We start from the raw sequence: 24,139 nt of genomic DNA, 5'->3' as shown, positions 1-24,139 counted from the left end.
CCATAGCCCTAATGAACCGTTTACTTATGGGAATCTGAGGGTATTCTGTTTAGGATGTGTTGAGGTAGGAAAAACCCCGAAAAGAATAAAACAATAAAGCAGCAGGCAACGTCACAATGCGTATTTTTGGTAAGTACCAACTTACCGAATCGCTATCCTGTGCTGAAAATAAATAGCTTACTGAACCTAAAGTCATTCTATCCGTAAATGGGTTTATGCTCAGAGTTGCAATCGATTCTGTTAATCAGCCAGGCCCGGATGCCTTATCTCCTGCACAAGACGGGATTAAATTCCAGGCAACGTTGATGTGACTGAAAAAAATTTTTCTAAAACTGACTCACATTGAAATAGTCAGCTTTCGTGAAAGTTGACAGGATTTCTGTGACTTGAATCTATGGCTAATTTGTCTATGTCTGAAACAATGTCCACTCATTCTCTTCCTATGCGCTATGCAGACTTCCCCTCACTGGTGGAAGCGCTGGACTATGCTGCTCAGGGAAGCACCGGGATGAATTTTTACGATCGTCGTAACCAACTGATTGCGTCTCTGGATTACCGCACGCTGCAACAGCGGGCAATCGCAGGTGCACAACGGCTGTTAACGCTGAACTTAAACCGGGGCGATCGCGTTGCACTGATCGCGGAAACCAGTGTCGGATTTGTCGAGGCCTTCTTTGCCTGCCAGTATGCGGGCTTAGTCGCTGTGCCTTTAGCTATTCCAATGGGCGTGGGGCAGCGTGCATCTTACATCACTAAGTTGCAGGGGCTTATTAGCAGCTGTAGCCCGGCGGTGATTATTAGCGGTGACGAATGGGTGCCGTTGATCAAATCAGCCGTTGTTGATGCACCACCGCCGCAGATTCTCAGTAATGAAGAGTTTAATGCCCTGCCGCAGAAAGATATCGCCTTGACGCTACCCGCACCGGATGACATTGCCTATCTGCAATACACTTCGGGCAGTACGCGTTTTCCCCGTGGCGTTATTATTACCCAGCGTTCAGTCATGTCTAACCTGCAGGTTATCAGCCACGATGGTATTAAACTGCGTGCCGGCGATCGTTGTGTCTCCTGGCTGCCGTTTTATCATGATATGGGGCTGGTTGGATTCCTGTTAACACCGGTAGCCACACAGTTATCGGTGGATTACTTACGCACGCAAGATTTCGCCATGCGCCCAATGCAATGGCTGAAATTAATCAGCAAGAATGGCGGCACGGTCTCTGTGGCCCCGCCATTTGGTTATGAACTCTGCCTGCGACGCAGCAATGAAAAAGAGCTGGCGGAATTGGATCTTTCTGGTTGGCGCGTCGCCGGATTAGGCGCAGAGCCTATTCCCCCGGCGTTGCTACAGCAATTTGGCGAGCATTTCTCTACCGTCAATTTCGATAGTCGGGCCTTTATGCCTTGCTATGGGCTGGCGGAAAACACGCTGGCTGTCAGCTTTTTTGATGGTGAATCGGCAACGTCTGTCAATATGGTTGACCGGGATGAACTGGAATACCATGGCCGGGCGGTTGAGCCAGGCAAAAATACCCGCTTTACCTCCGCTTTCGTGAATTGTGGTAAAGCCTTGCCGGGACATGGCATCGAAATTCGCAATGACGCGGGCGCAGCGGTTGCCGAACGCCGGGTAGGACATATCTTTATTTCTGGCCCGAGCCTGATGAGCGGCTATTTCCGCGACAGCGCGTCGCAGAATCAGATTGCTGCAACCGGTTGGATGGACACCGGGGATCTCGGCTATCTGCTGGACGGTAATCTGTACGTCACCGGACGTAAAAAAGATTTGATCATCATTCGTGGCCGTAATATCTGGCCGCAAGACATTGAATATGTCGCAGAGTCTGAACCTGAAATTCGTTCGGGTGATGCGATCGCCTTTGTGACTGATGAGCAGGATGAAGGCGCAAATATCATTTTGCAGATTCAGTGTCGTGTCACTTCTGAAGAGCGACGTGCGCAAATCATTCACTCCTTAAGCGCACGCATCCAGAGTGAATTCGGCGTCTCGACGCACATTAACCTGCTGCCACCACACAGTATTCCGCGTACCTCATCCGGTAAACCCGCGCGTGCGGAAGCGAAGAAGCGCTATCTGGCCGCCTTGCCGACCTTAGGCCTGGAAATTGCAGGTGCCGTGCAATGACAAAAACCGTGGCGATCACTGGTGCAACAGGTTTTATTGGCAAACATATTGTCCAGAATCTCCTTGCTCACGGTTTCCATGTCCGGGCTCTGGCTCGGACAGTCAGTAAATCGGCTGACAGCAAAGTGGCCTGGATCAGCGGATCACTGGAAAATCAGCAAAGCCTCCAGCGCCTGGTCAGTGGAGCGGATTATGTTGTCCATTGCGCTGGACAGGTGCGCGGGCGTACAGAAGCCACCTTTATCGACTGCAATGTGCAAGGCAGTAAAAACCTGATGCAGGCCGCGCTGAAAAGCGGGTGCTGTCAGCGCTTTCTGTTCATGTCTTCGCTGGCTGCTCGCCACCCAGAACTTTCGTGGTACGCGAAGTCGAAGCACACTGCCGAACAGCAGTTAGCGGCGATGCGCGGGAACATGACGCTGGGCATCTTTCGCCCCACGGCCGTTTATGGGCCGGGCGATAAAGAGCTGAAACCGTTGTTTAGCTGGTTGCTGCGTGGTGTGCTGCCAAAACTGGGGGCAGCAGAAGCCCAGCTCACTTTTGTGCATGTGACGGATGTCGCCGAAGCCGTCAGCCAGTGGCTGCTGGCACCCGCCCCACACAGTGAGACGTATGAACTTTGCGATGCCGCTCCCACTGGGTATAGCTGGCAACGCGTGCAGCAAATTGGCTGTTCGGTACGCAACGGCCCGGTGCGGTTAATTACCGTCCCGCTGCCTGCCCTGAAGGTGTTAGCCGATATCTCCGTGGGCCTGAGTCGCCTCGCCCGCAAAGAACCGATGCTGACGCACAGCAAGATCCGGGAGTTAACACATCCCGACTGGTCGGCAAGTCACCTAAGCTTATCCGAACACATTAACTGGACCCCAAAAATTGATCTGGAACGCGCCCTGCGTGAAGGTCAGTTTTAAATATTGAGAATAAAGGTAGGCCACCGTTCCTATGTTAAAACATGACGATGTAATGAGTTATATCCTTGAGTGCCTGCAAAGTAAGGTACAACCGGGGATCGTGGTGAAACCTGATAGCGATCTGGTTAACGATCTTGGTCTTGAGTCCATTCTGGTGCTCGATCTGCTGATGATGCTGGAAGATCAGTACGATATCTCAATCCCGATCAATATCCTGTTGGATGTCAGAACACCAGAACAACTGCTGGTTGCCTTGTTGCCACATCTGGAGAGCGCTCATGGGTCTGTATGATAAATTTGCCCGCCTGGTGGGCGAACGTGAGCAGTTCCAGACCTCTGGTTTGAATCCATTCGGCACCTGCATTGATGAAATCTACTCTGCAACTGAAGGCCGGATTGGCGATCAAAAAATCATTCTTGCAGGCACGAATAACTATTTAGGTCTGACTTTTGATGCCACCGCGATTGCAGCAGGTCAGGCGGCACTGGCAGAACAGGGAACCGGCACCACCGGTTCACGCATGGCAAACGGCAGTTATGGTTCTCACCTGGCCCTGGAACAGGAAATTGCCGAGCTGTTTGATCGCCCTACCGCTATCGTCTTCTCCACCGGCTACACCGCCAACCTTGGTGTGATCAGCACGCTGGCAACGCCGGGGACTGTGGTACTGATTGATGCCGACAGCCATGCCAGCATCTATGATGCCTGCGCCCTGGGCGGTGCTGAGATCATTCGCTTCCGTCACAATGATGCCAAAGACCTTGAACGCCGTATGGTGCGCTTAGGTGAACGCGCTAAAGATGCGCTGATTATCGTTGAAGGTATCTACAGCATGCTGGGCGATGTCGCGCCACTGGCAGAAATTGTGGATATTAAACGTCGTCTCGGTGGCTATTTACTGGTTGATGAAGCCCACTCTTTTGGCGTTATGGGGAAAAATGGCCGCGGTTTGGCGGAAGAACTGGGCGTAGAACAGGATGTGGATATTATTCTGGGTACGTTCAGTAAAAGCCTCGCCTCCATTGGTGGCTTTGCCGTGGGGAACAAGGAGATGGAGGTGTTACGCTATAGCAGTCGCCCTTACATTTTCACGGCTTCCCCCTCCCCTGCGATCATCGCTTCAGTTCGTTCGGCACTGAAAAGCGTGGCTAAAAAACCTGAACTGCGCGAAAAACTGTGGAAAAACGCGGAGCGTCTGTACCACGGACTGGCAAAACTGGGTTATGAATTAGGCCCACGTATCAGCCCGGTGGTGCCGGTTATGATTGGCTCAAAAGAAGATGGCTTACGTTACTGGCGCGATCTTATTGCTAACGGCGTTTACGTGAATCTGGTGTTACCGCCTGCTGCACCAGCGGGTATTACTTTGCTGCGTTGCAGTGTGAATGCGGCCCACAGCGATCAAGATATTGACGCCATTATTGATGCCTTTGCGACATTAAAGAATAAGTAATAAAAAAGCGGCTCATCACTGGATGAGCCGCTTTTTGCTTATGACGATATTTTTATCATCATCGCCGTTAACGCTGGCGAGAAAGGAGTAAACTGTCTCGCCAGCGAAATATTATTCCGCCGGAATCACTTGAGGGTGATTGGCATAACCATAATCTTGCATAAATTGTCCGACAGCCTTCTCAACGGATGACAAAACTTCATCTAAAGATTGATTAGCATTAATATCGACAATATGTGCTCCCATGAAATTCAGTTTTGCCGTCGTCTCTACTTTTCTTGCCAGTGCTTCCGGACTGTGATCCGGTTTACGGGCACAAGCCACGGCCAAATCGACATTTAACTTGATCACCAGATCGGGCTTATGTTCGGACATCCACTGAAAGGCTTTTTTCTCCCGTCCCGCGAGCCAGGTAATAAGCGGATTACCGCGTTTATTTTCAGGAAACGCGGGGCCATCATAAGCACCCGGTATTTGTGACTGCGGAAAACGGTCGGTTAACACAATTAGCCCCTGCCGGCGAAAAGCCAACATGCGGCGAAAACGCAATAAGCGACGCACGACAAAAATGGAGATGACAAGTGAAGGTAACATCTTCATTTTACTGCTTTTAGAGCGGACTTTTTTCGTATCAGTCTCAATCTTCCGGCCGATCATATGACCAATCAGAGGAAGCTGTGCCGCAGCGCGCCCCACATTTCCGGCCTGTTTACCGAGGTGTACTCGCACGGCAGGGCCATAATTTTCAAGGTAAGTAAGAAGATGATCGCAAACGGTGGACTTACCCGAGCCATCACTACCAATAACCGCAATCAGCGGTGAAGGATTATCTGCACGCATTTTTAAGCTCTCATGTTAGAGCGGTTAATTTATCACTTTTACGATAAAAAATCGCCTGGTAATAACACATAAAATCAAATGTAAATATGTGACAAAAAGCACAAAAAAACAAAGGTAGATAATATGACTAAGGATGGGGAAATCGCACAATCGGACAACCAACTTGCCATGATCAGCACAAAATATTAAAACACTATAAAATAAGATAGCGGTGCAGGAACAGAAGGAAATTAGTCACAATAAGGATTGTGACACCCCTGAGAAATAGAATACAATGGTTTTTTTAGTGCTGGATATTTTACTGTGCGTGATCAGACTCCCCCATTTACTCATCTCCCGTTGGTGAACGTTATTGCGATAACCGGGTGTGATGGTTCAGGAAAATCGACGTTAGCCGTCAGTCTTGCGGAACACTTTGCTGCACAGCACACCACTGAATTACTCTATCTTGGGCAGTCTTCCGGGCATATTGGCAAATGGATCAGCAACCTGCCGGTTATTGGTGGGATATTTGGCCGCTATTTGTTAAAAAAATCGGCGGGTGTCCATGCAAAACCCACGACACCACCGGGCAATGCCACCGCTCTGGTCATCTTTTTGCTCTCCTACTGGCGAGTGTTTAAATTCAGACGCATGCTGAAAAAATCCCGTCAGGGTACATTGCTGATCACCGACCGCTATCCGCAAGCAGAAGTCGCTGGCTTTCGCTTCGATGGCCCGCAATTAGCCAAAACCGTGGGCGGTAATCGCTGGGTACAGTTATTAAGAAAACGCGAACAAAAACTGTATCAGTGGATGTCTTCTTTTAAGCCTTCTTTATTAATCCGCATCGACATTGATGAAGAAACAGCTTATTCCCGCAAGCCCGATCATGATATTCAGGCATTGCGGGAAAAAATCTCCGTTATTCCAAAACTCAATTTCAATCATGCAGACATACTTGATTTAGATGGCAGAGATCCCGCAGAGCATGTACTGAACGCCTCCATTCAGGCTATTCAGCCGTTGCTGAAAACTCGCCAACGATAATTCCGGATTTAATATTATGTTAACGAATAAATCAGAAATAGCGAATCAAGTGCCGGTCACCACAATTACCGGGCTGATTTCAGTTGTCGGCAGCGATGGCACGGGAAAATCTACGCTGACCAACGATCTGGTCAAGGACTTGCAACAGCACTGGGCCACAGAACGGCGCTACATGGGCCTTATCTCCGGCGAAGATGGGGATAAAATCAAGAAGTTACCGATTATCGGCGTCTGGCTTGAGCGCCGACTGGCGGCAAAATCGGACAAAACACAGCGTATGAGTAATAAATCGCCTGCACTGTGGGCTGCGCTGATTATGTATGGTTTCTCGCTCTGGCGTGCACGCAACTTACGTAAAGTCCAGCGGCTCGCGGAGAGCGGCGTGCTGGTTATTAGCGATCGTTTCCCCCAGGCAGAGATCTCTGGTTTTTATTATGATGGCCCAGGCATCGGCATTGAGCGCGCACAGGGTAAATTAACCCAACGCCTGGCGGAAAAAGAACGCGTCTTATATTTAAAAATGGCGCAGTATCGTCCTGAGCTTATTATTCGCCTCGATATTGATGTCGATACCGCTTTTGCGCGCAAGCCGGATCACAGCTATGAAGAGTTGCAGGATAAAATTGCTTCCATGGTGAAGCTTAAATATAACGGTGCCGCTATTCTCGAAATAGATGCACGCATGCCTTATAAGGATGTACTGGAAACCGCCAAACAGGCGATTTCGGCTATTGCACGCTCATCCGGGCGCAGAAGCGCCAATGCCCCTGAAATGTCTTCCGCTAAAGTGGGTAGCCAAACTGATGTTTAACAGCGCAGAAATACAGCATAAGAGGCAGGTAAAAGGCGTGACTGACACTGGATATTTACCATGAAACACTGGTTTAGCGATGGGGCTTTTCGCGCCATCTTGCGTAACGCTGCCTATTTAGGTTCGGGGAGTGTCGCCAGCGCCCTGCTCGGCCTGGTTGCACTCTCCTGTGCGGGCAAAGGCATGAGTGCCGAACTCTTCGGGGTTCTGGTTGTGATTCAGGCTTATGCCAAAGCCGTCAGCGACTTTATTAAATTCCAGACCTGGCAGTTTGTGGTGCAGTTTGGCACACCGGCGCTGGAACGTAATAATATTCAGCGCTTTAAAGATGTTACCTCGTTTTCGTTTGGTCTCGATATTGCCAGTGGTGCGGTAGCCATTCTGGGCGGTATTGTGCTGCTGCCTTTCCTTTCCCATGCATTGGGGCTGGATGATAAAGACTTTTGGCTGGCAGTACTTTACTGCACGCTGATTCCGTCAATGACCTCATCTACACCCACTGGTATTTTGCGTGCCTTTGACCGCTTCGACCTGATTGCGGTACAGCAAGCCATTAAGCCATTTTTGCAGGCGATTGGTAGCGTATTATCTTACGTTTTCGACTGGGGATTCCCAGGCTTCGTCATCAGCTGGTATGCGGCTAATTTGTTTGGTGGCACGCTGTTTTGGTGGTTTGCCACCGCAGAACTCAAGCGCCGCAATATCCACAATGCGTTAAAACCCTCGCTGTTTGCCGCCGCACGCCGGATTGAAGGCGCGTGGGATTTTGTCTGGACAACCAACTTCGCCCACACCATTTGGGCAGCCAGGAACTCATGCAGTACCGTACTGGTTGGGGTGGTGTTAGGGCCCGCGGCGGCCGGACTGTTTAAAATCGCCATGACCTTCTTTGACGCAACGGGCACGCCTGCCAAGCTCATGGAGAAAAGTTTCTATCCTGAAATCATGCGGTTAGATCCCCGCACCCGAAAACCCTGGCTGTTGGGCCTGCGCTCTGCGCTGTTAGCCGGTGGCATTGGCATTGGCGTTGCCGTGGTCATGCTGCTGGTGGGCAAACCGCTGATTTCGGTGGTCTTTGGCCATAAGTACCTCGAAGCCTATGACCTGATTCAAATTATGTTGGGTGCGATCATCGTCTCGATGGTGGGCTTCCCGCAAGAATCGCTGCTGTTTATGGCGGGCAAACAGCGGGCATTTCTGATTGCCCAGACGCTGGCCTCCGCCTCTTACATCTTTATTTTGGTGGCCTTTTCGCACGCGTTTGGCGTTCAGGGCGCGGCATTTGCCTACTTTGGTGGACAGTGCTTAGACGTTTTATCTTCCCTGATCCCAACGCTGAACGCCTATCGTAAGCGCGACTCACTGGTCTTTAATGTCCCCGGTGAGAGCAACTCATAATGATGATATTGAAATGAATACTTTCTCCACCGAGACCCTTGATCGCCTGTTTACCGCAGTAGAAGAAGATGACATCGTTGATGCCGAAACCACGCTGCCAACAGAGATCAGTTTGCGCTGTTCGCAAGATAAAATAGACGACAACTATGCGCTGTGCCTGCAATTCTGGGAACAGGGCTTTACTCGCGAAGAGTTGGTTGGGCTGGTTGATGCGTTTCTTGCAAACCGGGATTTACCGATGCCGGTACGTATGCGCTATAAGTACATTCGTGCCCGTTATAAACACCTGCGCTTTGCCCTGCGGTTATACAGTAAAGCCCATGAATCTGGGCGGCTGTTCCATTTAACCACCGTGCTGATGGGGCATTTCCAGGATGCCTTCCGCAATGGTAATCAATCGAATCTGAAATATTACGGTGCGATCTTGCGCCTGTTCCTCAGCAAACCCGTGTGGTCGCTGGTGCGTTATACCCTGCGCCATACCCGGCTGGAGTCTGAATCTGGCTTTATTGCCTACCGTCAGGATCAGATGCGTAAGCTGCGTGTCTTAGTGGCCAACCCTAAATTAACCGGCAAGCAGTTCCATGACGTGCGCAAAATAGTCAGCCAGCAAGTCTCGTTTTACGACACCCTGCGTTCTATTGATCCTCACAACAGTGAAGCCCTCACGCTGTCACGTTCGCTGGCAGCCATTAATGGCCTGATGGGGGATAAACATGACGAGATGGTGGCGGATAAACTCGCTGGTCGACGATCTTATGATGAACCCGCAGAGCTAAATGCTGATATTCGTCAGCGCCTGGAGCTGCTGGTTGCTCACTACCCAATGTAGTTCGCCACAAGGGGCACAGAATGAGAGGGTTAAATACACTGCTGATCATGGTGTTGATGTGCCCTTTACTGGCTCACGCCCATAATTTCATTATGGGTGCGCCAGTCCCGGCGGTAGCGATTGCCGATCGCGGTGAGTTATTACTTCACCAGGATACGTTTAGCTATCGCCCATGGGACAGCAGCCAGTTAGCCGGAAAAGTGCGGGTTATTCAGTATATCGCCGGGCGGACTTCTGCGAAGAAAAAGAATTCGCTGCTGATCACTGCGGTAAAAGAAGCGGATTTTCCCACCGACCGTTTTCAGCCGACCACCATTGTGAACACCGATGATGCGATTCCAGGCACCGGTTTTTTTGTGCGTGGCAAAATTGAGAAGAACAAAAAACACTATCCCTGGGCGCAGTTTATTATCGATAGCCAAGGGGCGGGACGTATTGCCTGGTCACTCCCCGAAGAGAGCTCCACCATCATTGTGCTGGACAGGAAGGGTGATGTGCAGTGGGCCAAAGATGGTGCGTTAAGCCCGGAAGAGGTGACCGGCGTGATTACTTTATTACACACATTGATTACCAGAGAGAATTAACCCCTCTATGAGCCTGATTGAACGCTACCTTACTGCTGAAGTGGGCCGCCTGATGACGATGATCGTCGGGTTTCTGGTCTTCTTGTTTGCCTGTTACTCCTCACAACGTTATTTGACCGAAGCCGCTAACGGTACGCTCGCCCTTTCTGTGGTACTGGATGTGGTGTTTTATAAGGTGATTATCGCACTGGAAATGCTGCTCCCCATCGGTTTATATGTCTCAATTGCCGTCGCCTTAGGTCAGTTATATAACGATTCGGAGATCACTGCCCTGCTCGCTTCCGGCGCTAGTCCGGTGAAAATCTATAAAGCGATCCTGGTTTTGGCCATTCCTTTAGGGATTGCGGTAACGCTGCTGTCGCTCTATGGCCGCCCGTGGGCCTATGCGAAGATTTATCAACTGGAACAGCAGTCGCAATCCAGTCTCGATGTCAGCCATTTTCAGGCCGGAAAATTTAATACCAGCGATGATGGCCGCATGGTGCTGGCTTCCCGCATCGATAAAAGCGAAAGCCATCTCTACGACAGCCTGATTTACACCCGTTCCGATGACCACACCAAGGTTTATCGTGCCCAGTCGGTTGACGTCGTCAATGCAGCTCCTACCAGCCCTTCCGTGCTGTTACGCACCGGGACCACCTACACGCTGGACCGCACCGGTAGTGACGATCAGAAGCAGCGTTTTCATAACCTGCATATTGACCTCAAACCCCTGGTGCAAACCGTGACATTCCGGCGCAAAGCCGCCTCGGTAATGCAACTGTCCCACTCTTCCGATCCGGCGGATAAAGCAGAGTTACAGTGGCGACAAAGCCGGGGCGTCACCGCGATTTTAATGGCGTTACTGGCCATATTTCTGAGTAAGGTGAAACCCCGCCAGGGGCGCTTTGCGCCGCTGCTGCCGTTAACCCTGATGTTTACCCTGATCTATTACGGCGGCAATCTTGGCCGTACGCTGGTGGCTAATGGCTCCCTGCCAACCATTCCAGGATTGTGGCTGGTGCCCGCGATAATGCTGCTGGGTGTCATGCTGTTTGTTGCCCGTGAACATGCCTGGTTGAAGAGAAAGCTGTGATGAATATTTTTAGTCGCTATCTGATGCGCAATATTTTTATCGGTTTCGCGGCCGCAGCAGGATTGCTGCTTCCGCTGTTTAGTACCTTCAATCTGATCAATGAGCTGGAAGATGTCAGTCGCGGCGGTTATCGCTGGAGCCAGGCCCTGGCCGTCGTCATCATGACTTTGCCACGGACTTTGATCGATCTGGGGCCCTTTATTGCCCTGCTTGGCGGCATTGTCGGCCTGGGACAACTTGCGAAAAACCTCGAGTTAACCGCGATTCGCAGTGCTGGCGTATCCATATTGCGCATTGCGATGGTCGCATTATCTGCCGGCATTATCTTAACTCTGGCTCTGGCAGTCCTGGATGAATGGGTAGCTTCTCCGCTGCAACAGCGTGCGCTACAGTTGAAAAATACCGCGATGGCGCAGGCGGGCCAAAGTGATAGCGCCATTAATACCCTCTGGGCGAGAAAAGATAATCAGTACGTGACGGTGAAAGCGTTGGATAATCATCAACAGCCGGTCGGCATTGAGATTTTCAAATACGCACCAGATCTTTCGTTAACGTCTTACATTTATGCCGCCAGTGCGCAAACAGGTGCTGATGGCATCTGGCAACTGCATAATGTGCAGCTGAAAAACTGGCAGCAGGAGGAAGAAACCACGCAGAGCTTAAAAGAGATGCCGTGGCATTCACTGTTTACCGGCATGAGTCTGACAGAGCTCACCCTACCCGCGCAGAGTTTTTCCCTGACGCAGTTGCACCGCTATATTGGCTATTTGAACCAGACTGGACAGCCCAGCCGGGAATATAATAGTGCGCAGTGGCAGAAGCTGGGACAACCGGTACTGATTCTGGCAATGATCTTGCTGGCGATCCCCTTTACCTTTAGCAATCCACGTTCAACCGGCGTAGCAAGTCGCCTGGCAATCGCGGTTATTGTCGGCTTAATCACCTATGTGAGTTATCAAATCACGCTTAACCTTGGTCTGTTACTCTCTATTAACGTATTACTGAGTACCTTAGCACTACCGGTTATCTGGTTACTGGTCGCACTGTGGCTGGTTTATCGTTTTGATCAACAGCATTAATTGATTTCCGGTCAGTATCTGCGCGCGGCGACGGATACTGACCTTCTGCTTTACCCTGCCTGTTTATTTAAAGTTTTGTCATTTGGTTTAAATTTTAACTGACAAAATAAAAAACAGAAAAGTTCATACTCATTCCACTAATCAACAGGCTTACCGTCACTACCATTGATTTAACAACTATTTTTGTTTGTCGCCTTGAATATCACTTCACATAACCCTCTCTTACTGTGAAAAACCTTTCTCATACTGCCTGTTTTATTACAACAACCGCTAATCAGCCTGGGTTTTCATTTTTACTGCACCTTATTACTATAGCCGCGCTTTATCTTCCCTCTGGATAATAATAATGCTAAGGATGCCGTGACGATGTCGATAGCCGTGTTCCCACAAACCGTTTTTACCTCGCACCGCCCGTTTAATCACTACGGCGCGGATGATATGCAGTATGGCGATCTCAGCGAGAGTGCGCTGAAAAATGAGTTTCGTCTCACCCATATCTCCGATGTGGTCGACCCGTTCACCCTGACCCGGGTTCTGCCGTTCAGCACACCACAAAACCGCTTTGCCGGGGTATATGGTGCCCATCACGGCCAGCCCCTGACGCGGGAAAAAGCCGCTCAGTTGCTGTTTGAAGAGATGCAGGTAAAATGCTGGCCATACTCCATGGTCGGCCCGTACCGCCATTTAATCAACCGGATGCTGGAGCACATGATGAAAGGAACCGGAAGCCCGTTTAGCCATGTGCTGCTGGATCAGGCTTATCGGGAGAAGATCTTGGGCAATGATCCAAGAGTTAATACTTTACTTGTCCTGAAAAAGGCTATTTCTCAGAATATTAACTTTGAAAAAAACCACTTAGAGCAAAATAAAATAATTAACATTAGAAAAGAAATCAGTGATAGTTATCTACCTAGATTCAACTCCCTCTTCCTTGACAAAATAAATGGGCTAGGAATTACAGTCCATGATATCAACTCAACTAAAATAGAAATAACCAAACTCCATGTAGCTAATGGACGCTGGTGGGCCGAAACTAAATTCATTGGACAAGATCATTTCGGGCTTGATTGTGATGACATAAAAAAGCCTCTCTTTAACCAATTCCAATTTTTTAAAATTTGGTTTGTTCTGCAACGATTCGATAAGTTTGGATTTAGACCTTTTATGACAAACATGCAAGCAATAATCACTCTTGAAGGCAGTTAAAAATGAAAAGAGCATGCATTCCAGTCTTAGTATTAATGATAGCTGCTATTTTGACCTTCGGTTATCTTGAGATAAGAAGCACTGAAATAGTCAACGTTGACCAGAATGGGCACACAGCGCAGATCATTGTTGACCATTTACCCTGGACAGATAGCCGCAGGATCGCATGGTGGGAAGCCAATAGTGCTAAAATCATTTCTAAATACGATATTCATCCTGAAAATTCAGCTTATTTTATCTTCGCGTTTGGTGATGGCTATAAAAAAGAAGAGAAAGCAGATCGTCTGTGCCTGAGCAATGTTCCTGCACCCGTGAATTGTATTGAAAAAGAAACATTGCTGATCGTTATGCCTGAACGTAACCAATCGACTCTGTTTATCATTGCCAACAGAGTCTACAGGCAAGACAAAAACGGAAAAATAGTCAGAGAGGAGCAATGATGTTATTCAACTTTTCCCTGTAAGGCTGTAACTCACTAAACCAAAAATATTGGCCGCCGCCTGCTTGTTCACATCCGCAGCGGCGGCCTTTTTCTGGTCTACGTCAGAGTAAAGGCGCGCTCACTTTACTACCGCGCTACCCTCAATGCGTAATCAGTTTTTCAGCTTTGGATCGAGCGCATCTCGCAGGCCATCCCCCAGCAGATTAAAGGCTAATACGGTAACGAAGATGGCGAGGCTGGGGAAAATCGCCACGTGTGGCGCAATCACCATATCCGCGCGCGCTTCATTCAGCATTGCGCCCCACTCCGGCGTGGGCGGTTGTGCACCTAATCCGAGAAAGGACAGGCTGGCCGCACTGATAATCGAAGTACCAATACGCATGGTGAAATAGACCACAATCGAAGAGAGGGTGCCGGGCAAAATATGCCGCAGCATAATTGTCAGATCCGGTGCACCAATACTACGCGCTGACTCAATATAGGTCTGATGCTTCAGCACCAGCGTATTCCCTCGTACCAGACGGGCAAAAGCAGGAATACTGAAAATCGCCACCGCCACAATCACGTTACTAATCCCGCTTCCTAGCACCGCCACGACCGCAATCGCCAGCAGAATACCCGGGAAGGCAAACAGGACATCGCAGATACGCATAATGATCCGGTCCCACCAGCCTTCATAATATCCCGCTAACAGGCCGAAAAAGGTGCCAATAGCCGCACCAATCGCGACCGATAAAAATCCGGAAATTAATGAAATGCGTGTACCGACCAAAACCCGACTGAAAATATCCCGCCCGAGAGAATCCACGCCAAACCAGTGCATCCAGGATGGCCCCTGATTTAACCGGTCGTAGTCGAAGTAGTTCTCTGCATCAAATGGCGCAATGGCTGGTGCGATAAATGCCAGTACAATTAACAGCAGAACAAAAACACCGGCAGTCAACGCCAGGGGCTGCTGGCGGAAACGCCGCCAAAACTCATGCCACGGGGTACGAACAGGGGTTGAGAGAACAGGCATCGCTTTGAGTGCCGCCGCACGTCGCCAGTTTTTCATTGCGGCTCCTTAATTGTAGCGAATGGCCGGGTTGATGGCGGCATACAGCAGGTCTACCACCAGATTGATCAAAATAAACTCCAGTGAAAACAGCAGAACTTCTGCCTGGATCACCGGATAGTCACGCATCTCTACCGAGTCCACCAGCAAACGCCCCAGGCCCGGCCAGTTGAACACCACTTCCACCACAATCGAACCGCCCAGCAGGAAGCCAAACTGCAACCCCATCATGGTCACAACCGGGATCATCGCATTGCGTAAACCGTGTTTCAGTACCACACGTGATTCCCGCACCCCTTTGGCGCGTGCGGTCCGCATGTAATCTTCCTGCAAGACTTCAACAAAAGAGGCGCGAGTGAAACGGGCCATCACGGCCGCAACGGCAGCCCCCAGGGTGATTGAAGGCAGAATGTAATGACGCCAGCTGTCAGCGCCAATGGTCGGCAGCCAGCCAAGATCGACCGAGAACACCTGCATCAGCAGCATCCCCAGCGCAAAGGCGGGGAAAGAGATACCGGACACCGCCAGCGTCATGCCGAGACGGTCCGGCCAGCGGTTACGCCATACCGCAGAAACAATGCCAATTCCCATGCCGAAAATCACCGCCCAGGCCATGCTGCTGAGCGTCAGCCAGAGCGTTGGCAGAAAACGGGCCGCAATCTCCACGGAAACCGGGCGTTTAGAGGCCATCGACTGGCCAAAATCCCCCTGTAACGCATGCCAGATGAAGTGGAGAAATTGCTGGGGTAACGGCTGATCCAGCCCAAGTTGCTGGCGTACCAGCGCCACGACTTCAGCATCGGCATCCTGGCCTGCCAGCAGGCGCGCGGGATCGCCCGGCAGTAAATGCACGAACAGGAACACCAGTACTGCCACAATCAGCAGCGTCGGGATCAGGCCCAACAGGCGTTTAAGAAAATAATTCAACATGGAGTAGTCCGAATGCAGTGGCCAGCCACAGGGGCTGGCCAGAAACCGTTACTTCAGATCGGCATTATCGAAATCAAAACCGGTATCCGGTTGCACATAGAACCCGCTGAGCGTTTTACTCTGTGCTGACACCAGTTTTTCTACCACCAGAGGGATCCAAGGATGTTCATTCCAGATGTGATCCTGCGCATCTTTGTACAACTGCGCTTTTTGCGCATCATCGGTGGTTTTCAGCGCATCACTCAGATCTTTATCCACCTGAGGATTGCTGTAAAACGCGGTGTTAAAGATGGCTGGTGGCCAGGAAGTGGTAGCAAACAGCGGCGTCAGCGCCCAGTCAGCTTCGCCGGTTGAAGCAGACCAGCCGGTATAGAACATCCGTACGCCAGCTTCCTTCTGCCCTTTGGCTTCCACTTCCGCCGCACGCTGGCCAGCATCCATAGCCGTCAGGGTCACTTTCACCCCCACCTGCGCGAGCTGCTGCTGGGTAAACTGCAACACTTTCTGCGCGGTGCTGTGGTTATGTGAAGACCAGAGCGTGGTGGTGAAACCGTTGGGATAGCCTGCCTCTTTCAGCAATTCACGCGCTTTTGCCGGGTCATAAGGATAGGCAGGATAGCTTTGTGAATATTTGATTTTTGGCGGCAATACGCCGGTGGCGACATCGGCATAACCGGAAAACGCCACTTTAACCAGCGCATCACGATTAATCGCGTACTCCAGCGCTTCACGCACTTTTGGGTTATCAAACGGCTTCTGCGTCACGTTAAGGCTGATGTAACGCTGCATGTTAGAGGGCCAGGTTTCCACACTCAGCTTGCTGTTGTTTTTCAGCAGTTGCACCTGCTCAAACGGCACCGGATAGGCAAAGTTCGCCTCACCGGTTTGCAGCATGGCGGCGCGCGTATTGTTATCTACCACCGGACGCCAGGTGATGCTATCCAGCTTCGGATAGCCCTTTTTCCAGTAGCCATCCCACTTTTTCACTTTGACGAAATCGGTCTGATTCCAGGTGACAAATTCATACGGGCCGGTGCCCACCGGGTGGAAGCCGATATCCTTGCCATATTTCTTCAGTGCCGCCGGAGAGATGATGACCGCCGCAGGATGGGCAAGAATATTGATAAACGCCGAGAAAGGCTGTTTCAACGTCACTTTCACCGTGGTGGGGTCCACCGCTTCGGTGCTGGCGATGTACTTAAACAGGCTGTAACGCTTGAGGTGATTGTCCGGGTTGCTGGCGCGATCGAAGTTGACCTTCACCGCTTCCGCATTAAAGTCAGTACCATCCTGGAATTTAATGCCAGAACGCAGCTTGATGGTATAAGTCAGGCCGTCTGGGCTGACCTGATAGCTTTCTGCCAGCACCGGCTCAACTTTCAGGTCTTTATCCAGCCCGTACAGGCCCTGATAAAATGATTTGGCGACCGTTTGTGACAGCGTGTCGTTGGCATCGTAAGGATCAAGCGTAGTAAAGTTCGATCCGACGGCGATCACTGCATCCTTGGCGGCCCAGGCGGGAAGTGCCACCGCACTGCTCAGCAGCCCTGCCACTACCCATCCCGTACGCATTTTATTGTGCATTGTTGTGCTTCTCCTGTGATCCCTGTTCTGCCAGGGTAAGTGCGAAATGCCGTATTTATGCATTGCCCGCAGTATGGCGGGCAACAAAATGACCCGGTGCCACTTCCAACAGCGGCATCACTTCAGGTTCTTCTCCCAGTTTGCGCACCGCACTTGGGATCTCATCCACCAGCAAGGGACGCTCACGACGGCGTTGACCTGGATCGGCAACCGGAACGGCTGCCATCAGCTTACGTGTATAAGGGTGCCGTGGTTGTCCGAATACCGCCTGGCGCGGACCGATCTCCACAATCTGGCCGAGATACATCACTGCCACCCGGTGGCTAATGCGCTCGACCACCGCCATATCGTGGGAAATAAACAGAAACGCCAGGCCCAGCTCACGTTGAAGATCGAGCATCAGATTGACGATTTGCGCCCGCACCGAGACATCCAACGCGGAAACAGATTCATCGGCAATCACCACTTTCGGATTGAGCGCCAGCGCGCGCGCAATACAAACGCGCTGTCGCTGACCGCCGGAGAACTCATGGGGATAACGTGCGGCGTGCTCTGGCAGTAATCCGACTTTTTCCAGCAGCCAGGCTACGCGTTGTTCAGCCTGCTTACGCGGCATCACTTTATGCACTAACAGCGGTTCCATAATGGAGTAACCGACCGTATGGCGTGGATCAAGCGACGCATAGGGGTCTTGAAAAATAAACTGAATATCACGGCGGAGCGGTGCTAACTGGTGAGCGGACAAGGTATCAATGCGCTGGCCGTCAAAGGTGATGCTTCCGCCCTGGCTCTGTACCAGACGCAATAATGCGCGGCCCGTGGTCGATTTCCCACAGCCCGACTCCCCTACCAGCGCCAGGGTTTCACCGGCATAGAGATCAAAACTGATTTTTTCTACGGCGTGGACGCGACGCTGCACGCGATTGAGCCAGCCACCACGCAGATCAAAGCGCGCGACTAAATCTCGCACCTGCAAAATGGGGGGCTGTTGGTAACGGGCGGTGTCCTGCGGTTGCTCGGTTGGGAGGGCTTCGCCGGTGCCGAGCAAAGGAAATTTCAGCGGTAAGGGCTGGGTTTTCATTTCGCCTAAACGCGGTACCGCAGCCAGCAGCGCCTGGGTATAGGGCTGCTGCGGCTGGCTGAAAAGCTGCTGTACTGGCGCCTGTTCAATCACGTCTCCGCGATACATAACCTGCACACGGTCAGCCATTTCTGCCACCACGCCCATATCGTGCGTGATAAAAATCACCCCCATCGACATCTCTTTTTGCAACACGCGGATCAGTTGCAGAATCTGCGCCTGAATGGTGACATCCAGCGCGGTGGTCGGCTCATCGGCGATCAACAATGCCGGTTTGCAACTCAGGGCCATGGCAATCATCACCCGCTGACGCATACCGCCAGAGAGTTGATGGGGATAACGCGTCATCACGTTTTTGGCTTCAGGAATGCGCACCCGCTCCAGCATCTCGTGGGCTTCTTTCAGCGCTTCACGCTGGCTTTTCCCCTGATGCAGCCGAATTGACTCGGCAATCTGATCCCCTACCGGAAACACCGGATTGAGCGAGGTCATCGGCTCCTGAAAAATCATCGCCATATCTGCACCACGCACCTGACGCAGGTGAGCAGACGATGCGCGCATGAGATCCAGCACCTGATCGTTACGACGGCGCAGCAAAACTTCCCCGGTCACCGTAGCACCCGATCCGCCCAGCAGCTGCATCAGCGCCAGTGAACTCACTGATTTACCCGAACCGGATTCGCCAACCAACGCCAGCGTCTCCCCCCGCTGCACATCCAGTGAGAGTTGACGAACCGCCGTGGTGTTTACACCTTCACGCCGAAAGCTGACAGTGAGATCGCGCACTGCCAGCACTTGCTGTGGGGCGAGTTGTAGGGTTGCTTTTGCGGCGGGCATCACACCATCTCCTTAGTATTTTCGCCAGACTGTCCCTCTGGCGAGGTGGCATTTAGCCGACCGGCCTGAAGATGTACTTACAGGGAAGACCTGCGTACCCGCAGCGGATACTGCATTGAGTATAGAAGCTCACTGCGCAGATGCAGCAGCCGAGTAGACCTGAACAGAAAGTGCTGAACCCTCTGATTTCACGCATTTTTCATCGTGACAGGTGAATTTTCGACTATAAAAAAATCAGCCGGGTGCTGTAAAGCAAAAAGTCACCTTACGGTCATAACCTTTTGTTTTGGCTTATAACCGGTTGTAGGTGTGACATCCCGAAAAAACCTTTTCATAATGAAGGTAAATCCAGACTTAAGCAGGTATAAGCAGCATGGAAAGTTTCACCGCAGGATTGATCTCACTGGAAGACGCGCAGGCTAAAATGCAGGCGCAGCTCAAGCCGATTACGGATTCACTGATGGTCTCTCTGGCTGAAGCCGCTGGCCGAATCACCGCCAGCGCCATTCAGTCACCCATTGACGTCCCCTCTTTTGATAACGCCGCGATGGATGGTTATGCGGTACGTCTGGCAGACGTCGCCGCTGGCGTGCCACTGCCCGTGGTGGGCAAAGCGTTTGCGGGAGCCCCCTTTAACGGTGACTGGCCTGCCGCTAGCGCCATTCGGATTATGACCGGTGCGCCGGTTCCTGCCGGGTGCGAGGCAGTCGTTATGCAGGAACAGACCACATTGCAGGACGATGCAGTCACGATCAATGCAGCCGTCACTGCCGGGCAAAATATACGTCGCGTGGGCGAAGATGTCCGTGCTGGTGCCCTCGTATTAGCCGCAGGCGTGCGCCTGGGTGCCGCTGAATTACCGCTATTAGCCTCACTGGGCATTGCTCAGGTCAGCGTGCTACGAAAACTGCGCGTGGCCATCTTCTCGACCGGGGATGAACTGCGTCCGGTTGGCGAACCGCTGGAAGCGGGTCAGATTTATGATACCAACCGTTTCACCGTCTCTCTGATGCTCAATAAACTCGGCTGTGAAGTGGTTGATCTCGGTATCGTCAAAGATGATCCCGCCGCGCTGCGTGCCGCTTTTGCCGAGGCCGATCATCAGAGCGATGTGGTGATCAGCACAGGCGGTGTTTCCGTTGGCGAAGCCGATTTTACTAAAGCGATGCTGGAAGAACTCGGGGCAATCACCTTCTGGAAGCTGGCGATCAAACCAGGTAAACCCTTTGCCTTTGGTCGTTTAGCCAGTAGCTGGTTCTGTGGCTTGCCGGGCAACCCGGTTTCTGCCGCCGCCACCTTCTATCAACTGGTACAGCCAATGCTGGCACAGCTGACCGGGCAGACCCGTTCCCCACTGCCGACGCGCCAGCGTGTCCGTGCGGCAACTCGCCTGAAAAAAAGCCCAGGCCGGCTCGATTTCCAGCGTGGCATTTTGCAACGTACGGCGAACGGCGAGCTGGAAGTCAGCACCACCGGGCCACAGGGCTCCCATATTTACAGCTCTTTCGCGCTGGCGAACTGTTTTATCGTGCTGGAACGTGAACGTGGTGATGTTGAACCCGGTGAATGGGTTGAGGTAGAACCGTTCAATACGCTGCTGGAGGGATAAATGCAGGCGGAACTCAGTCGGGAAGAGATGCTGCGCTACAATCGCCAACTGGTGCTGCGCGGCTTTGACTTTGATGGCCAGGAGCGTCTGAAAGCCTCACGCGTATTAGTGGTGGGACTGGGCGGGCTGGGTTGTGCGGCCACGCCCTGGCTGGCTTCCGCGGGTGTCGGTAAATTAACGCTACTTGATTTCGACCAGGTGGCGCTGTCCAATTTGCAGCGTCAGATCCTGCACCATGATGCGGATATCGGTCATGACAAAGTGCGCTCTGCCGCTGCCAGCCTGCAGGCTATCAATCCACACTGTGAAATTACCCCCTGTGCCTCAAGGCTCGATGATGCTGCGTTATCTGCACTACTGGCACAGCACGATGCCGTGCTGGATTGCAGCGATAACGTTGAGACCCGGGAACAGCTTAACCGGCTTTGCCTGGCACAGCGGGTGCCCTTGATCTCCGGCGCAGCGATTCGTATGGAAGGCCAACTGATGGTGTTTCGCTGGCAACCGGATGAACCTTGCTATCGCTGCATCAGCCGTCTGTTTGGCGATCAAACATTAAGCTGCGTAGAAGCAGGCGTGATGTCACCGTTAGTGGGCGTGATCGGGGCACTGCAAGCGATGGAGACGTTGAAGATATTGGCGGAATTTGGTGTGACGCAGCCAGGAAAATTGCTGCTGTATGAGGCAATGACGTTGCAGTTTCGCGAAATTAAGGTCAATCAAGATCCGCGCTGTGAAGTGTGCGGCCACCCCGGAGGGTGACCGCCCGACATCAGGCGATGCCCTGGCTGCGCAGGTAATCTTCGTAGTTGCCGGTGAAATCCACCACGCGATCTGCTTTGATTTCCAGAATACGGGTGGCCAGTGAGCTAACGAACTCACGGTCGTGAGAGACAAACACCACGGTCCCTTCGTAGCCTTCCAGCGCCAGGTTGATCGATTCGATCGATTCCATGTCGAGGTGGTTGGTGGGTTCGTCCATCAGCAGGATGTTCGGTTTTTCCATCATCAGCTTACCGAACAGCATACGACCTTTCTCACCACCGGAGAGAACCTTAGCCGGTTTCTTAATATCATCCTGGCTGAACAGCAAGCGGCCCAAAATGCTACGTACTGCCTGCTCATCATCGCCCGGTTGCTTCCACTGGCTCATCCAGTCGAATACCGTCAGGTCATCAGCAAAATCAGCCGCGTGGTCCTGCGCATAATAACCAATCTGCGCATTTTCAGACCATTTTACCGTTCCGTTATCCGGGGTTAATTCACCCACCAGGGTTTTTAACAACGTGGTTTTACCAATACCGTTGGCACCGAGCACGGCAACTTTTTCACCAACTTCTAACAGCAGGTTAAAGTTTTTAAACAGCGGGCCATTATCAAAACCTTTCGTCAGTGCTTCGACTTCCAGTGCGTTACGGAAGAGTTTTTTATCTTGCTCGAAGCGAATGAACGGGTTTTGACGACTCGATGCTTTAACTTCATCCAGTTTAATTTTATCAATCTGTTTAGCGCGCGATGTCGCCTGACGAGATTTAGAGGCGTTAGCACTAAAGCGGCTGACGAAAGATTGCAGATCTGCGATCTGTGCTTTCTTTTTCGCGTTATCAGATAACAGACGTTCACGCGCCTGCGTTGCCGCAGTCATGTATTCGTCATAATTACCTGGGTACACACGCAGTTCGCCGTAATCCAGATCCGCCATGTGCGTACAAACCATATTCAGGAAGTGACGGTCGTGCGAAATGATAATCATGGTACTGTTACGTTCGTTAAGTACCTGCTCCAGCCAACGGATAGTATCGATATCCAGGTTGTTCGTCGGTTCATCGAGTAACAAAATATCTGGATTCGCAAACAGTGCCTGCGCCAGTAACACACGCAATTTCCAGCCCGGCGCTATTTCGCTCATTGGGCCATAATGTTGCTCAACGGGAATGCCAACACCGAGTAATAATTCTCCAGCGCGTGATTCAGCGCTGTAGCCATCCATTTCACCGTACAGCACTTCAAGGTCAGCCACTTTATAGCCTTCCTCTTCGCTCATTTCCGGCAAAGCATAAATGCGGTCGCGCTCTTCCTTTACTTCCCACAGCTCGTTGTGGCCCATAATGACCGTATCCAACACGCTGTATTCTTCGAACGCAAACTGATCCTGACGCAGCTTACCAATGCGCTCATTAGGATCGTATGAAACGTTGCCTCCGCTCGGAACCAAGTCTCCACCCAGAATTTTCATAAAAGTGGATTTACCGCTGCCATTAGCACCGATTAAACCGTAACGATTACCCCCACCAAATTTCACGGAGATATTCTCAAACAGCGGCTTACTGCCAAACTGCATGGTGATATTGCTGCTGACTAACACGGCGATGACCTTTTTTTGATTCAGAGAAGAAAAAACAGCCGCCATTATGCCAGAGGAAGCCGCTACCCCGCCACCCCGGACAACACGACATCAGTAAGTAAAAAAGCCGATGAACGCTTTCGCGCTCATCGGCTCCCACTTCCAAGGATTGTGTACTTCTCACCAGGCTTCCATTATCTGATGGCGTTGCTGTGACCTTGTGGTACAGCCCGTATGCGCATCCACGCACACTTGCCATCCTTTGCTGCCCGGCGTATTACTCAATGATTAGATCAGGAAATCATCCAGGCTTTTGCCTGCGTCCAGTGCTTTTTTGATTGCAGCTGGAGTACGGCCCTGGCCAGTCCATGATTTCTGCTCACCGTTTTCGTCGGTGTAAGAGTATTTAGCTGGACGCGGTGCACGCTTAGCGCGTTTTTTACCGGTTTCCAGTGCACCCAGCAATTCATTCGGGTCGATACCGTCTGCCAGCAGCATTTCACGGTATTTAGACAGTTTTTCTTCTTTTTCGCGATTCTGAGTTTGCTCAGCTTCAACTTCTTCGCGACGTTCGGTCACAACTACAGTTAATTTCTCCAGAATTTCTTCCAGATCGGTCAACGCAACTTCACGAGCCTGAGCACGCAATGTGCGAATGTTGTTCAATACTTTAAATGCATCACTCATCACAATGTCCTTGATTAAGGGGGGTAATAAAACTGTAGCGCCAAGATTACCTAAATCAAATAGAAAAATAAAATAATTTTGTTGTTACGTTAATTCTATACCGCACATTTATCACTTTTTGTCCTTTTCCAGGGCACATTTTGTTTAATAAATCGGGGGAATAAAATGCGGGGTAAAGCCAGTAAAACTCTATGGTATCGATTTCA

22 protein-coding genes are annotated in these 24,139 nt (G+C 51.3%); 15 read left to right on the top strand and 7 right to left on the bottom strand.

Annotated features, from left to right (window positions below; genetic code table 11):
• Positions 1–409 precede the first annotated feature (409 nt).
• Genes B880_RS0108525 through spt form a run of 4 tightly spaced genes read left to right on the top strand, consistent with a single transcriptional unit; the run spans position 410 to position 4,511 of the window.
• On the top strand, positions 410–2,146 hold the full coding sequence (locus tag B880_RS0108525; protein ID WP_192841077.1) for a fatty acyl-AMP ligase: 1,737 nt from the start codon (positions 410–412) through the stop codon (positions 2,144–2,146).
• Positions 2,143–3,057 carry an NAD-dependent epimerase/dehydratase family protein gene (locus B880_RS0108520; protein WP_017346970.1) on the top strand — a complete coding sequence of 305 codons (915 nt, stop codon included), beginning with the start codon at positions 2,143–2,145 and terminating at the stop codon, positions 3,055–3,057. Before B880_RS0108525 ends, B880_RS0108520 begins: the two co-directional genes overlap by 4 nt.
• 31 nt (positions 3,058–3,088) lie before the next feature.
• Positions 3,089–3,349, top strand: a complete 261-nt coding sequence (locus tag B880_RS0108515; protein WP_017346969.1) for an acyl carrier protein — start codon at positions 3,089–3,091, stop codon at positions 3,347–3,349.
• Positions 3,336–4,511, top strand: a complete 1,176-nt coding sequence (gene spt / locus B880_RS0108510; protein ID WP_017346968.1) for a serine palmitoyltransferase — start codon at positions 3,336–3,338, stop codon at positions 4,509–4,511. Before B880_RS0108515 ends, spt begins: the two co-directional genes overlap by 14 nt.
• 111 nt (positions 4,512–4,622) lie before the next feature.
• Here the strand turns inward: spt and B880_RS0108505 are convergent, their stop codons facing one another.
• Complete coding sequence (locus tag B880_RS0108505; RefSeq protein ID WP_017346967.1) at positions 4,623–5,351, bottom strand: hypothetical protein; 729 nt, start codon at positions 5,349–5,351, stop codon at positions 4,623–4,625.
• Positions 5,352–5,654: 303 nt separating this feature from the next.
• Here B880_RS0108505 and B880_RS0108500 point away from each other — a divergent pair, with 303 nt between their 5' ends.
• The 9 genes from B880_RS0108500 to B880_RS0108460 all read left to right on the top strand — a co-directional run bounded on the left by B880_RS0108500 (position 5,655) and on the right by B880_RS0108460 (position 13,805).
• Positions 5,655–6,380, top strand: coding sequence for a hypothetical protein (locus tag B880_RS0108500; protein ID WP_017346966.1), 726 nt, complete (start codon positions 5,655–5,657; stop codon positions 6,378–6,380).
• Between the two features lie 16 nt (positions 6,381–6,396).
• Complete coding sequence (locus B880_RS0108495; protein ID WP_017346965.1) at positions 6,397–7,191, top strand: hypothetical protein; 795 nt, start codon at positions 6,397–6,399, stop codon at positions 7,189–7,191.
• Positions 7,192–7,251: 60 nt separating this feature from the next.
• Positions 7,252–8,589 carry a lipopolysaccharide biosynthesis protein gene (locus tag B880_RS0108490; protein WP_017346964.1) on the top strand — a complete coding sequence of 446 codons (1,338 nt, stop codon included), beginning with the start codon at positions 7,252–7,254 and terminating at the stop codon, positions 8,587–8,589.
• 13 nt (positions 8,590–8,602) lie between these two features.
• Positions 8,603–9,421: a hypothetical protein gene (locus B880_RS0108485; protein ID WP_017346963.1), complete on the top strand. Its 819-nt coding sequence runs from the start codon at positions 8,603–8,605 to the stop codon at positions 9,419–9,421.
• A gap of 20 nt (positions 9,422–9,441) precedes the next feature.
• Positions 9,442–10,005 (top strand): YtfJ family protein, encoded by a 564-nt coding sequence (locus B880_RS0108480; protein WP_017346962.1) that lies wholly within the window; start codon positions 9,442–9,444, stop codon positions 10,003–10,005.
• 7 nt (positions 10,006–10,012) lie between these two features.
• Entirely contained in the window at positions 10,013–11,080 is a 1,068-nt protein-coding gene (lptF, locus tag B880_RS0108475) for an LPS export ABC transporter permease LptF (protein ID WP_017346961.1), read from the top strand.
• On the top strand, positions 11,080–12,159 hold the full coding sequence (gene lptG, locus B880_RS0108470) for an LPS export ABC transporter permease LptG (RefSeq protein ID WP_017346960.1): 1,080 nt from the start codon (positions 11,080–11,082) through the stop codon (positions 12,157–12,159). Before lptF ends, lptG begins: the two co-directional genes overlap by 1 nt.
• Before the next feature lie 366 nt (positions 12,160–12,525).
• Entirely contained in the window at positions 12,526–13,365 is an 840-nt protein-coding gene (locus B880_RS0108465; protein ID WP_026042504.1) for a DUF3289 family protein, read from the top strand.
• Positions 13,366–13,367: 2 nt separating this feature from the next.
• Entirely contained in the window at positions 13,368–13,805 is a 438-nt protein-coding gene (locus B880_RS0108460; protein WP_017346957.1) for a DUF943 family protein, read from the top strand.
• Positions 13,806–13,958: 153 nt separating this feature from the next.
• On the opposite strand, the gene gsiD is transcribed toward B880_RS0108460, so the two are convergent.
• The 4 genes from gsiD to B880_RS0108440 form a co-directional block, all read right to left on the bottom strand.
• Positions 13,959–14,861, bottom strand: a complete 903-nt coding sequence (gene gsiD, locus B880_RS0108455; protein WP_017346956.1) for a glutathione ABC transporter permease GsiD — start codon at positions 14,859–14,861, stop codon at positions 13,959–13,961.
• A 9-nt stretch (positions 14,862–14,870) separates the two neighbouring features.
• Positions 14,871–15,791 carry a glutathione ABC transporter permease GsiC gene (gene gsiC / locus B880_RS0108450; protein ID WP_017346955.1) on the bottom strand — a complete coding sequence of 307 codons (921 nt, stop codon included), beginning with the start codon at positions 15,789–15,791 and terminating at the stop codon, positions 14,871–14,873.
• 48 nt (positions 15,792–15,839) lie between these two features.
• Positions 15,840–17,363 carry a glutathione ABC transporter substrate-binding protein GsiB gene (gene gsiB / locus B880_RS0108445; protein ID WP_237761000.1) on the bottom strand — a complete coding sequence of 508 codons (1,524 nt, stop codon included), beginning with the start codon at positions 17,361–17,363 and terminating at the stop codon, positions 15,840–15,842.
• A gap of 67 nt (positions 17,364–17,430) precedes the next feature.
• Positions 17,431–19,293, bottom strand: a complete 1,863-nt coding sequence (locus B880_RS0108440) for a dipeptide ABC transporter ATP-binding protein (RefSeq protein WP_017346953.1) — start codon at positions 19,291–19,293, stop codon at positions 17,431–17,433.
• A gap of 373 nt (positions 19,294–19,666) precedes the next feature.
• On the opposite strand from B880_RS0108440, the gene moeA reads away from it, so the two are divergent.
• Both moeA and moeB read left to right on the top strand, forming a co-directional pair.
• Positions 19,667–20,902, top strand: a complete 1,236-nt coding sequence (gene moeA / locus B880_RS0108435) for a molybdopterin molybdotransferase MoeA (protein WP_017346952.1) — start codon at positions 19,667–19,669, stop codon at positions 20,900–20,902.
• On the top strand, positions 20,903–21,664 hold the full coding sequence (gene moeB, locus B880_RS0108430; RefSeq protein ID WP_017346951.1) for a molybdopterin-synthase adenylyltransferase MoeB: 762 nt from the start codon (positions 20,903–20,905) through the stop codon (positions 21,662–21,664).
• Between the two features lie 10 nt (positions 21,665–21,674).
• Here the strand turns inward: moeB and B880_RS0108425 are convergent, their stop codons facing one another.
• Together B880_RS0108425 and B880_RS0108420 are read right to left on the bottom strand one after the other, a co-directional pair.
• Positions 21,675–23,267 (bottom strand): ABC-F family ATPase, encoded by a 1,593-nt coding sequence (locus B880_RS0108425; protein ID WP_026042503.1) that lies wholly within the window; start codon positions 23,265–23,267, stop codon positions 21,675–21,677.
• Between the two features lie 267 nt (positions 23,268–23,534).
• On the bottom strand, positions 23,535–23,933 hold the full coding sequence (locus tag B880_RS0108420; RefSeq protein ID WP_017346949.1) for an H-NS family histone-like protein: 399 nt from the start codon (positions 23,931–23,933) through the stop codon (positions 23,535–23,537).
• Between the last annotated feature and the right edge of the window lie 206 nt (positions 23,934–24,139).

This window comes from Pantoea sp. A4 (genome assembly GCF_000295955.2).
Lineage (GTDB): Bacteria > Pseudomonadota > Gammaproteobacteria > Enterobacterales > Enterobacteriaceae > Pantoea > Pantoea multigeneris.
Note: the sequence above shows the minus strand (reverse complement) of the source record. Positions and strands in the feature narration are given on the sequence as shown.

Bases quoted from the DNA above. Each gene is read 5' to 3' on its own strand.
- B880_RS0108420 (WP_017346949.1), bottom strand. From the start codon at position 23,933: ATGAGTGATGCATTTAAAGTATTGAACAACATTCGCACATTGCGTGCT.
- B880_RS0108480 (WP_017346962.1), top strand. From the start codon at position 9,442: ATGAGAGGGTTAAATACACTGCTGATCATGGTGTTGATGTGCCCTTTA.
- B880_RS0108505 (WP_017346967.1), bottom strand. From the start codon at position 5,351: ATGCGTGCAGATAATCCTTCACCGCTGATTGCGGTTATTGGTAGTGAT.
- gsiC (WP_017346955.1), bottom strand. From the start codon at position 15,791: ATGTTGAATTATTTTCTTAAACGCCTGTTGGGCCTGATCCCGACGCTG.
- moeA (WP_017346952.1), top strand. From the start codon at position 19,667: ATGGAAAGTTTCACCGCAGGATTGATCTCACTGGAAGACGCGCAGGCT.
- B880_RS0108515 (WP_017346969.1), top strand. From the start codon at position 3,089: ATGTTAAAACATGACGATGTAATGAGTTATATCCTTGAGTGCCTGCAA.
- moeB (WP_017346951.1), top strand. From the start codon at position 20,903: ATGCAGGCGGAACTCAGTCGGGAAGAGATGCTGCGCTACAATCGCCAA.
- lptF (WP_017346961.1), top strand. From the start codon at position 10,013: ATGAGCCTGATTGAACGCTACCTTACTGCTGAAGTGGGCCGCCTGATG.
- gsiD (WP_017346956.1), bottom strand. From the start codon at position 14,861: ATGAAAAACTGGCGACGTGCGGCGGCACTCAAAGCGATGCCTGTTCTC.
- B880_RS0108520 (WP_017346970.1), top strand. From the start codon at position 2,143: ATGACAAAAACCGTGGCGATCACTGGTGCAACAGGTTTTATTGGCAAA.
- spt (WP_017346968.1), top strand. From the start codon at position 3,336: ATGGGTCTGTATGATAAATTTGCCCGCCTGGTGGGCGAACGTGAGCAG.
- gsiB (WP_237761000.1), bottom strand. From the start codon at position 17,363: ATGCGTACGGGATGGGTAGTGGCAGGGCTGCTGAGCAGTGCGGTGGCA.
- B880_RS0108485 (WP_017346963.1), top strand. From the start codon at position 8,603: ATGAATACTTTCTCCACCGAGACCCTTGATCGCCTGTTTACCGCAGTA.
- B880_RS0108460 (WP_017346957.1), top strand. From the start codon at position 13,368: ATGAAAAGAGCATGCATTCCAGTCTTAGTATTAATGATAGCTGCTATT.
- B880_RS0108495 (WP_017346965.1), top strand. From the start codon at position 6,397: ATGTTAACGAATAAATCAGAAATAGCGAATCAAGTGCCGGTCACCACA.
- B880_RS0108490 (WP_017346964.1), top strand. From the start codon at position 7,252: ATGAAACACTGGTTTAGCGATGGGGCTTTTCGCGCCATCTTGCGTAAC.
- lptG (WP_017346960.1), top strand. From the start codon at position 11,080: ATGAATATTTTTAGTCGCTATCTGATGCGCAATATTTTTATCGGTTTC.
- B880_RS0108440 (WP_017346953.1), bottom strand. From the start codon at position 19,293: ATGCCCGCCGCAAAAGCAACCCTACAACTCGCCCCACAGCAAGTGCTG.
- B880_RS0108525 (WP_192841077.1), top strand. From the start codon at position 410: ATGTCTGAAACAATGTCCACTCATTCTCTTCCTATGCGCTATGCAGAC.
- B880_RS0108465 (WP_026042504.1), top strand. From the start codon at position 12,526: ATGTCGATAGCCGTGTTCCCACAAACCGTTTTTACCTCGCACCGCCCG.